Source organism: Pseudodesulfovibrio sp. (assembly GCF_028692895.1).
In the GTDB taxonomy this organism is placed as follows: Bacteria; Desulfobacterota; Desulfovibrionia; order Desulfovibrionales; family Desulfovibrionaceae; genus Pseudodesulfovibrio.
In genome coordinates this window covers 1-10,128 of the sequence record NZ_JAQUWN010000097.1, presented here as the reverse complement: position 1 = coordinate 10,128, position 10,128 = coordinate 1, and the positions used below count along the sequence as shown (strand labels likewise).

Annotated in this window: 10 protein-coding genes; 7 read left to right on the top strand and 3 right to left on the bottom strand. The window is 66.2% G+C overall.

Annotation, left to right across the window (positions count from 1 at the left end):
* The 4 genes from PHP91_RS16120 to PHP91_RS16105 form a co-directional block, all read left to right on the top strand.
* A partial coding sequence (locus PHP91_RS16120) for a hypothetical protein (protein WP_300143106.1) occupies positions 1–315 on the top strand: 315 nt, incomplete at its 5' end.
* 82 nt (positions 316–397) lie between these two features.
* A complete protein-coding gene (locus PHP91_RS16115; protein WP_300143103.1) occupies positions 398–3,637 on the top strand; it encodes a PAS domain S-box protein in 3,240 nt (1,079 codons plus the stop codon).
* A gap of 5 nt (positions 3,638–3,642) precedes the next feature.
* Positions 3,643–4,308, top strand: coding sequence for a response regulator transcription factor (locus PHP91_RS16110; RefSeq protein WP_300143100.1), 666 nt, complete (start codon positions 3,643–3,645; stop codon positions 4,306–4,308).
* A gap of 125 nt (positions 4,309–4,433) precedes the next feature.
* The gene (locus PHP91_RS16105) at positions 4,434–6,239 is read left to right on the top strand and encodes a methyl-accepting chemotaxis protein (protein WP_300143096.1); all 1,806 of its coding nucleotides are present in this window, start codon (positions 4,434–4,436) and stop codon (positions 6,237–6,239) included.
* Between the two features lie 87 nt (positions 6,240–6,326).
* On the opposite strand, the gene PHP91_RS16100 is transcribed toward PHP91_RS16105, so the two are convergent.
* The 3 genes from PHP91_RS16100 to PHP91_RS16090 all read right to left on the bottom strand — a co-directional run bounded on the left by PHP91_RS16100 (position 6,327) and on the right by PHP91_RS16090 (position 7,443).
* Positions 6,327–6,692: an Hsp20/alpha crystallin family protein gene (locus PHP91_RS16100; RefSeq protein WP_300143093.1), complete on the bottom strand. Its 366-nt coding sequence runs from the start codon at positions 6,690–6,692 to the stop codon at positions 6,327–6,329.
* A 14-nt stretch (positions 6,693–6,706) separates the two neighbouring features.
* Positions 6,707–7,120 carry an Hsp20/alpha crystallin family protein gene (locus PHP91_RS16095; RefSeq protein ID WP_300143090.1) on the bottom strand — a complete coding sequence of 138 codons (414 nt, stop codon included), beginning with the start codon at positions 7,118–7,120 and terminating at the stop codon, positions 6,707–6,709.
* 134 nt (positions 7,121–7,254) lie between these two features.
* Positions 7,255–7,443: a Trm112 family protein gene (locus tag PHP91_RS16090; RefSeq protein ID WP_300143087.1), complete on the bottom strand. Its 189-nt coding sequence runs from the start codon at positions 7,441–7,443 to the stop codon at positions 7,255–7,257.
* 154 nt (positions 7,444–7,597) lie between these two features.
* On the opposite strand from PHP91_RS16090, the gene PHP91_RS16085 reads away from it, so the two are divergent.
* The 3 genes from PHP91_RS16085 (at position 7,598) to PHP91_RS16075 (ending at position 10,059) form a co-directional block, all read left to right on the top strand.
* The gene (locus PHP91_RS16085; RefSeq protein WP_300143084.1) at positions 7,598–8,458 is read left to right on the top strand and encodes a PHP domain-containing protein; all 861 of its coding nucleotides are present in this window, start codon (positions 7,598–7,600) and stop codon (positions 8,456–8,458) included.
* 460 nt (positions 8,459–8,918) lie between these two features.
* Positions 8,919–9,749 carry a phage capsid protein gene (locus PHP91_RS16080; RefSeq protein WP_300143081.1) on the top strand — a complete coding sequence of 277 codons (831 nt, stop codon included), beginning with the start codon at positions 8,919–8,921 and terminating at the stop codon, positions 9,747–9,749.
* 61 nt (positions 9,750–9,810) lie between these two features.
* Positions 9,811–10,059, top strand: coding sequence for a hypothetical protein (locus PHP91_RS16075; RefSeq protein ID WP_300143078.1), 249 nt, complete (start codon positions 9,811–9,813; stop codon positions 10,057–10,059).
* The last annotated feature ends 69 nt before the right edge of the window (positions 10,060–10,128 follow it).

Genomic DNA, 10,128 nt, shown 5'->3' with positions numbered 1-10,128 from the left:
CCCGCCTTCCTGGTCTGTCTGCTCAACGATGCGGTGCGCCCGGCCGACATGCCCGGCCCGGATCGGCTGCGCAGGCTCGACATGCCGGTCCTGTGGATCGTCACCGGGCGGGAGACCAGGGCATGGCGGCCCTTCATCGCCACCCTGGAGAAGCTGCGCGACAAGGGGAAACGCCCCTTCACCATCGTCCTGGCCCCGGAGTCGGGCAGCCGGGAGATCGCCGGGGCGGAAGCGGGCGTCTCCGCCTGGATGGAGCAGGTGGCCGAGGACCACGCCCGGCTGGCCGCGTCCTGGATAAACAGCCTGGCCCGCTAGGCGGCTTTTCTTCGCGGCGGCGATGGGGTAGGGTTCGCTTTCGGCAGCCCCCCCTTTCCCCGCCTTCAACCGGCAGGATGAGATGACGCACGACACCGAAACCGGGCCCCGGCTCCGGGAGCAGATCGCCGAGCTGGAGTCCAACCCCAACCTGTTCCGCCAGCTTCTGAACGCCTCGGGCGTGGCCATGGCCGTGCGCAACGCGGAGCTCAAGCCGCTGCTCTTCAACCGCGCCTTTTCGGATTTCTTGGGGTACAGTCGGGAGGAGGTCCTGAACTCCCCGCCGGGCCACATCCTGCCGGACGAGACCCGGCGGCTCTACCAGGAGCAGGTCATGCCCCTCCTCCGGGCCGGGGAGAGCTGGGAGGGGGAGTACGTCATCCGCAGCAAGGGTGGGAGGCGGTGGCCGGTCTGGGGCCGGTTCGACCCGGTGGTGGACGAATCCGGCAAGCTCACCCACGTCATCTCGGTCATGCGCGACGTGTCCGAGGCCAGGAGGTTGCGCAACGCCCTGGACCACGTCGAGCGGCACCTGCGTTTCCTGGCAGAGAACATCTCCGACTGCCTGTTTCGTCTGCGGCTCACCGACGGCCGGTACGACTACATCAGCCCGGCCGTGAGCGCCATCACCGGCTTTTCGGTCCAGGAGTTCTACGACACCCCGCGCTTCCTCCGCTACCTGGCCCCGGAGGACTGGCGGTCCGTGCTGGAATTGTGGTGGGACGAATACCTGGCGGGCACGGTGCGGGCCGAGTACGACTTTCCTATCATCGACGCGACCGGGGCCACCAAGTGGCTCAACCAGCGCGTCTCCCTGGTGCGGGACTGTGATAAAAAGCCCATAGCCATCGAGGGCGTGCTCACCGACATCACGGCCCGCCACGAGGCGGAGTCCGAGCTGGCCACGGCCCGCGAGAGCCTCAACTTCATCCGGAATTCCACCAGCGACATCTTTTTCCGCATGCGCGTGCCCGAGGGGACCTACGACTACCTGAGCCCGTCGGTGGAGCGGGTGACCGGCTACACCCTCCAGGAATACCGGGACACCCCGCTGCTGGCCCGGGACATCATGCAGGAGGACTGGCGGGAATATTTCGAGGAATGCTGGAAGGAAATCCTGCGCGGCGAGATCCGTCCGGCCTATGAGTTCCAGTGCGTGCACAAGTCCGGGGAGGTGCGCTGGATGCACCAGCGGATCATCCTGGTCACGGACGAGGACGGCGCGCCCGTGGCCATCGAGGGCCTGGTTTCGGACGTGACCAGCCAGAAGCTGGCGGAGGAGGCCATTCGGGAGAGCGAGCGCAAGTACCGGCTGCTGGCCGAGAACATCACCGACGTGGTCTGGACCCAGGACAACGACCTGACTTTCACCTACGTCACCCCGTCCGTCCGTCACCTCTGGGGCTATACCCAGGAGGAGATGGGCCGCCTTCCGGATCGGGCCCTGTTCACCCCCGGCTCCATGCGGCTGGTGGCGGACCTGCGCGCCCAGCGCCGGGCCCTGGAGGAGCGCGGCCAGTACGACGTCACCCACCGCACCGAGCTGGAGCTGGTGCGCAAGGACGGCTCCGTGGCCTGGGCCGAGGTGGTCGTCAGCCGGTTGCTCGGCCGCGACGGCAGGCCCATCGGCTACCTCGGCGTGGCCCGGGACATCTCGGCGCGCAAGAAGGCCGAGACAGCCCTTCAGTGGAGCGAGCGGCGCTTCCGGGACCTGTTCGAGGACTCGCCTATCTCCCTGTGGGAAGAGGACCTGACCCGTTTGAAGTTTTTCTTCGAGGAGCTGAAGGCCTCGGGCGTGGCCGATTTCCGCGAGCATTTCGCCAGCCATCCCGAGGACCTGGCCAAATGCGCCACCCTGGTGGACGTGGTGGACGTCAACAGGGCCACTCTGGAGATGCTCGGGGCCTCCGGCCGGGACGAGCTGCTCGGCAACCTGGATCGCGTCCTGACCGAAAGCTCCATGGCCGCCTTTGCCGAGGAGATGGTCCTGCTGGCCTCGGGCGGGCACGAGTACCGGGGCGAGATCACCCACCGCACCTTCCATGGCGACATCATCTGGGTGGCCGTGCATTTCGCCGTGCCGCCCGAGTACCGCGAGACCCTGTCACGGGTCATCGTCTCCCTCATCGACGTCACCCCGCGCAAGCGGGCGGAGCAGGCGCTCAAGGAGTCCGAGGGCCGCTACCGCGCCCTGGTGGAGAACGCCCGGGAGGGCGTCATCGTCAGCCGCGACGCCGAGCCTCTGTTCATCAACGAGGCCACCACCCACATCCTCGGTTACACCCTGGAGGAGCTGGCGAGCCGCGATCCCCTGGAACTGGTCCTGCCCGAGGACCGTCACCTCATCCGCGATTTCGGGGACGGGCCCCCGGTCTCGCCGCGCTTTCGGCGGACGGTCACTTGCCGGGTGCGGACCCGGGACGGGGGCGTCAAGTGGGTCGCTGTCGGGGTCAAGTCTATCCTGTGGGGCGGCCGCGAGGCGGAGCTGGCGATCCTGACCGACATCACCGCCCACAAGTCGCTGGAGGCGGAGCTCCGGGCCATCCACGCCAGGATGGAGGAGCGGATCGTCCTGCGCACGGCCGAGCTGTCGCGGGCCAACCTCAAGCTCAAGGAGGAGGTGGCCGAGCGCGAGAAGGCCCAGGAGCAGATCCTCTCCCTGACCAAGGACATCATCCGCGTCCAGGAGGCCGAGCGCCAGCGCATCGCCCGCGACCTGCACGACAACGTGGCCCAGGACCTCTCCTCCATCGTCCTCAAGCTCAAGACCCTGTTCGACGGGCACGATGGCGTGGACGCGGAGCTCTTCCAGCGCGGCGAATCCGCGGCCAGGGTGGTCAAGAAGACCGTGGCCGACGTCCGCTCCATCGCCTACGGCCTGCGCCCTCCGGCTCTGGACCAGCTCGGCCTGGTCCGCGCGCTGGAGAACTACTGCCAGGAGGTGGCGCGACGGACAGGCCTTTTCATTGACTTTTTTTCGGCCGGGATGGAAAGTGGGACACTGGAAAGCGATGCGGAGATCAACGTCTACCGTATGCTGCAAGAGAGCATCAACAACGTGGTCAAGCATGCGGACGCCACCAAGGTCACGGTTCGCGCCGTGAAGAGCCACCCGGACATCATCCTGCGCATCGAGGACAACGGCCGGGGGTTCGACCTGGAGACCCGGCTGCCCGAGGCCGCCAGAGAGAACCGCATGGGCGTCCGCAGCATGGAGGAGCGGGCCCGCCTCAACGGCGGGACCATGGAGATCCAGTCCCTGCCCGGCAAGGGGACGCGGGTCGTCTTCACCATTCCCCTCGAACGGGACAGGAGGCAGTAGGAACCATGGACATCATGATCGTTGACGACCACCCCCTGTTCCGGGAGGGCCTCAAGGCCATCATCAGCAGGGACGACCGCTACAAGGTCGTGGCCGAGGCCGGCAACGGGGGCGAAGGCCTCCGGCTCGGTCGCAAGCACCTGCCGGACATCATGCTGGTGGACATCTCCATGCCCGGCAAGAACGGCATCCAGATGATCCGAGAGCTCAAGGAAGCCCTGCCCCGCACCCGGTTCGTCATCATTTCCATGCACTCCGAGGCCGACTACATCGTCGAGGCCTTCCGCTCCGGGGCCGTGGGCTACCTTATCAAGGAATCGGCGGCCGAAAACCTGCTCAAGGGGCTGGAGACCGTGGTCCGGGGCGACCTGTTCCTGGACAACGCCCTGTCCCAGGAAGTGGTCTTCAAGCTCATGCAGAGCAAACCCGACAGCGTGCGCGACGACCTGGAGCCCTACGCCACCCTCACCGCGCGGGAGCAGGAGGTCATGCGCCACCTGGCCGAGGGGCTGACCGCCAAGGACGTGGCCGCCAAGCTCTTCATCAGCCCCAAGACCGTGGAGAACCACCGCACCAACCTGATGAAGAAGCTCGGGTTGCAGAGCACTGTGGAGCTGATCCGCTACGCGGCCCGGCTCGGGCTCATCGATCTGGAGACCTGGGCCATCTGATCCGTCGGGCCCGAACCCATAGAAAACCCTTGCCATCCGGCACTGGTTATCATTAATTTTTCTGCGGCGGCCGCCGCCCGGCGGTTGTCGACTTCCATTCACCGGCTTCGATCCGAGAGGTTTTCATGTTGGCAAACGTCAGTCTCAAATGGAAGGTGCTGGGGTTGGCGCTGACCGGTCCCCTGGTCATCGCCCTGGTCCTGGCCGTGCAGCAGGTCGTGCAGATCAAGCAGAGCGCCCGGGAGGACATCCTCCAACAGAGCAAGGCCGTGCTGCTCATGGCCGAGGCCGCGCGCGACGAGATGTCCAAAAAGCTGTCCATGGGCGTCATCAAGCCCTTTGACCAGTTCGATTCCAGGGAATCCCTGCTTGAGGCCGTGCCCATCATCACGGCCATCAACATGACCAAGCTCAAGGCCGAGGAGCTGCATTACGCGTTCCGGGTGCCCAAGGTCTCGCCGCGCAATCCCGACAACGCGCCCACCGAGCTGGAGCGGGCCGTGCTTGAAGAGATGAAGCGGGACGGCCTCGACGAGAAGGTTCTGGTGGAGGACGACCTGATCCGATATTTCCGGCCCATCCGGCTGACCAAGGACTGCCTTTACTGCCACGGCGATCCCGCAGGGAGCAAGGACCCCCTGGGCGGCACCAGGGAGGGCTGGAAGGAAGGCGAGATTCACGGCGCGTTCGAGATCGTCGCCTCGCTGGAGGCGGCCAACGCCAAGGTCCTCAGCTCCGAATTCTACACTGCGGGCGAGACCCTGCTCATCCTCCTCCTGCTCGCGGGAGCCATCACCTTCCTGGTGCGGGTGAACGTGGTCGGCCCCCTGTTCCGCATCCGGGGCTATGCCCAGGCCGTGGCCGGGGGCGACCTCGACGCCCGGCCCGAAGGCGCCTTCGCCGCCGAGCTGCGCGTGGTCAAGGAGGCCATCGAGGCCATGGTCGCCAACCTCAAGGCCAAGATGACCGAGGCCGCCCAGAAGAAGGAGGAGGCCGAGCGCGCCCAGGCCGACGCCGAAGCGGCCATGGGCGAGGCCAAGGCCCAGGAGGCCAAGGCCCAGGACCTGCTCTCCACCATGCAGCGCATCGCCAACGAGGCCCAGATCATCGCCGAGCAGGTCACCAGCGCGGCCGACGAGCTCTCCTCCCAGGCCGATCAGGTCAGCAGCGGGGCCGACATCCAGCGCGACCGCACCACCCAGACCGCCACGGCCATGGAGGAGATGAACGCCACGGTCCTGGAGGTGGCCCGCAACTCCTCCAGCTCCGCCGAATCCGCGGCCAAGGCCAAGGAACGGGCCCAGGAAGGGGCCATCGTGGTCGCCCGCGCCACCGACGCCATCAGCCAGGTCAACGCCCTGACGGTCACGCTCAAGCAGAGCATGGGCCAACTGGGCGACCAGACCAAGGACATCGGCCAGATCATGAACGTCATCGAGGACATCGCGGACCAGACCAACCTGCTGGCGCTCAACGCGGCCATCGAGGCCGCCCGCGCGGGCGAGGCGGGCCGGGGCTTCGCCGTGGTGGCCGACGAGGTGCGCAAGCTGGCCGAAAAGACCATGTCCGCCACCAAGGAGGTCGGCACCGCCATCCAGGCCATCCAGGCCGTGGCCGCCGAGAATATCAGGAGCGTGGACACTGCGGCCGAGGCCGTGAACCAGGCCACGGACCTGGCCAACCGGTCCGGCGAGGCCCTGGGCCAGATCGTGGAGTTCTCGGACGCCGCCTCGGGCCAGGTCCAGTCCATCGCCACGGCGGCCGAGGAGCAGTCTGCGGCCAGCGAGGAGATCAACCGGGCCGTGGACGACATCAACCAGATCGCCAACGAGACCGCCGAGGGCATGAACCAGGCGGCCGAGGCCATCGCCGAGCTGGCCCGCCTCTCCAACGAGCTCCGCAAGCTCATCGACGGCATGAACGTCCAATAGCCCGGGCTTGAATCGCAACGAAAGACCCCCGGTTCCTCGCGGAACCGGGGGTCTCTCGTTATGGAGCAAGGGGGTTGCGTTGAGACGTTATCCGGCCTGGATCTCGATCCGCTTGGGCTGGGTCTTCTCGACCTTGGGCAGGAGCAGCTCCAGCACGCCGTTTTCCAGGTTGGCCTTGATGCGCTCGCGGTCCACGATGTCCGTGATGGAGATGGACCGGACGTATTCGCTGTCGCCGAACTGCATTTCCACGAAGTGCTCGCCCTCGCCCTGGCCCAGGCGGGAGACGCCGGTGACGGTCAGCTCGTCCTCCTGGAGGTCGATGGTCATGTCCTCGCGCTTCACGCCGGGCAGGTCAATGTAGATGTAAAAGCCGTCCTCGCGTTCCAGAATGTCGGTTGCGGGCCGATAGCGCGGAACGTTCCGTTCTTCCTTCTTGGTGATCTCGCTCATTTCCGCACCTCCAATTAGGCGATTTCGATGTTGATGGACCGGGGCTTGACCTCGTCGGCCTTGGGCAGGGTCACGGTGAGCACGCCATCGGTCATGGCGGCGGTGACCTTGTCCCGATCCACCGGGACGCCGATGTTGATAACCCTGTTGAAAACGCCGCTCGGGCGCTCCTGGCGATAGTACTTGCCCTGGGGAGCGGAACGCTCGCCCTTGAGCACCAGGGTCTTGTCCGTCAGGGTCAGTTCGATGTCCTCGATCTTCACCCCGGGCAGTTCGGCGCGCACGTATATGGCCTCATCATCGTTGCTCAGATTGAGCGGAGGATAGGCGAAACGGCGGTCGTCGCCCATGGGGGACCTGAAGAACTCCTGAAACATCCGGTCGAACCGGGAAGGAAAATTGTAGAGCGTATTGAAATCGATAACCATGATTCGGTCCTCCTTTTCGCTTGCTTGAACGAAAAGATAGGCACCCTTTTTCGCCAGTCAAGCGGGCCTGTGGAAAAAAAAGCTCCGCACCCGAAAAACGGGTGCGGAGCCGGAAAGCCCATTCGCGGCCGGAGCTACTTCGACCCGGTCCACGCCTCCTCGGGCACGGCCTGGTCCACGAGCATGACCGGGATGTCGTCGCGCACCGGGTAGACCACCTTGCAAGCCTTGCAGGCGAGCCCGTCCCCGGCGGGCGTTTCCACGAGGCCGCCCTTGCACTTGGGACAGGCCAGTATTTCCACGAGTTCCTTCTTGAGCGCCATGGCGTCCTCCTTGGTGCCCGGACCATACACGGCCGCGTGCGGGCAGGCAACCGGGGCCTATTCGCCCGGCCTTGGGCTCCGTTTCCCCCACCCGCTTTACCTGCGACCCCTTCCCGGCTAGTATGCGGGATTCAACCCGAACCAGGCAGGACACATGAGCATCGATCTGCACACCCATTCCACGGCCTCGGACGGCACCCTCGCGCCCGCCGAACTGGTCCGGCTGGCCAAGGAGACCGGTCTGGACGCCATCGCCCTGACCGACCACGACACCTTCAAGGGCGTGCCCGAGGCCCTGGCCGCCGGGCGCGAGCTGGGCATGGAGGTCATCCCCGGCTGCGAGCTGAGCCTGGAGTCGCCCGAGGGCGCGGGCTGGATGCACGTGGTGGCCCTGTGGGTCCCGGAGAACCCGGTGGAGCTCCAGGCCGCCTTCGACTGGGTCATCGAGGGCCGCCTGACCCGCAACCACGAGATCGTGGAAAAGCTGCGCACCCTCGGGATCAACATCACCTACGAGCGGGTGGCCGCCCGGGCCGGGGGGACCATCGGCCGTCCCCATTTCGCCCAGGAGCTGCTGGCGCTCGGCGTGGTCTCGTCCATCGACGAGGCCTTCAAGGTCTGGCTGGGCGACAACGGCCGGGCCTACGTGCCCAAGCGCAAGCTCAGGCCCGAGAAGGCGCTCGGCATCCTCAAATCCATCGGGGCCACGGCCATCCTGGCACATCCCTTCGCCCTAGGGCTCAAGATCGACGAGACCGAGGCCCTGGTGCGCGAGCTCATGGGCTACGGCCTGGACGGGGTGGAGGTCTACTACTCCGAGCACACCCCGGCCCAGACCGAGGCGTACAAGGACATGGCCGACCGCCTCGGCCTGCTGGTCAGCGGCGGCTCGGACTTCCACGGCTCGGTCAAGCCCGCCATCAGCCTGGGCAAGGGCCGGGGCGGGCTCGACGTGCCCACCGCGCTGCTCGACCGGATGAAGGAATACCGCCTGTCCAAGGGCCTGCCCATCTAGCAGACTGTTGAAAAACGGCGATCTGCGTCGTTGCTGCGAAAAGTTCAAATCCTCGCGTACGGGGAGTACGATTCGGCCTTGAACTTCTCTTGCGCCTAGCATCTCACCCTTTTTGAACAGTCTGCGGTCCCCTTTCTCAACGGCTGGCTGAGCGCCGCCTTCCGTCCGCTCCCGTATTTTCCCGCTCTCCGTCCCGGCTGCCGCAAGGTGGCCGGGACGGCCGTTTTCGACCCCCTGTCAACACGCTTTCTTATGCCTTTTTTACCCGCTCGCCTGTTTATTTTTGCCGTTTTTCCCTGAGCCGAAAACCGGGGTTATGGTGTCCGCGACCGGCCCGGAGGTGCGACCCCGGCCCGGCGGCGCGCGCGGAACGGTTCCGCGCCCGCCGCCGGACACCCGGCGTCCGCCCGAGCGGAGACCCGGCGGTTTCAACGACAAAAATGAAAGGAGAACAGACTACATGTCCAATTACATCGATCAGGCGTTCGTCACCGAATACAGCGCCATCGTTCACCAGGCGTATCAGGAGCGCGGCTCCAAGATGCGCAACACCGTGCGGGTCCAGACCGGCGTGGTGGGCTCCAAATGCGTGTTCCAGAAGGTCGGCAAGGGCGCGGCGGGCAAGAAGACCCGCCACGGCAACGTGCCGCTCATGAACCTCGACCACACCAGCGTGTCCTGCACCCTCTCGGACTGGTACGCCGCCGAATACGTGGACAAGCTGGACGAGATCAAGGACAAGCTCGACGAAAAGCAGGTGGCGGCCGACGCCGGGGCCTGGGCCCTGGGCCGCAAGATCGACGAGCTGCTCATCGACAAGCTGGGCGGGGCCACCAACGTGGTGGCCGAGGCGGCCACCGGCCTGACCAAGGACAAGATCCTCCAGGCCTTCGGCATCCTCAACGCGGGCGACGTGGCCGACGACGGCCACCGCTTCGCCGTGGTCGGCCCGCACCAGTGGAACGAGCTGCTGAACATCCAGGAGTTCAAGTCCAGCGACTTCGCGGGTGAGCAGTACGCCTGGCTCAAGGGCACGGAATCGCGCACCTGGCTCGGCATCACCTGGATGTTCCACAACGGCCTGCCCGTCAGCGACGGCGCCCGCTCCTGCTACATCTACCACAAGAACGCCCTGGGCCTGGCCGAGGGCCAGGACATCCAGGCCTTCATGGACTGGGTGCCGGAGAAGGCGGCCCACCTCGTGGACCACATGCTCAGCGCCGGGGCCTGCCTCATCGACGCCGACGGCGTGGTGTCCATCCAGTGCGACGACGACGCGACCATCGTCTAGCCGATCCCAACCCCAACCGGGGGAGCGCGGCTCCCCCGCAATCCATGAAGGAGCAAACGACATGGCATACAAGAGCGAAGACATGCGGCTGATGGGCGGCGTTCCCGGCCAGCAGTTGTTCATCTACCGGAGCGAGGACCTGGTCGCGACCATCGCGGCCTCGGGCTACTTCGACCAGGCGGTGGAGGACTACAACCTCGACACCGGCGACATCGTGGTGGCCTGCTCGGGCGCGTCCATGGCCGCGGCCGTGGACCTGATGGTGGCCACCAACACGGCCGGCACGGTCACGGTGGTCAACGGCAGCTAGCCGCATCCTGCAACAACAACCCCCAGGCGTGAACAGGGGGGCCTCCCGCGCGGAGGCCCCCCGCTTGGC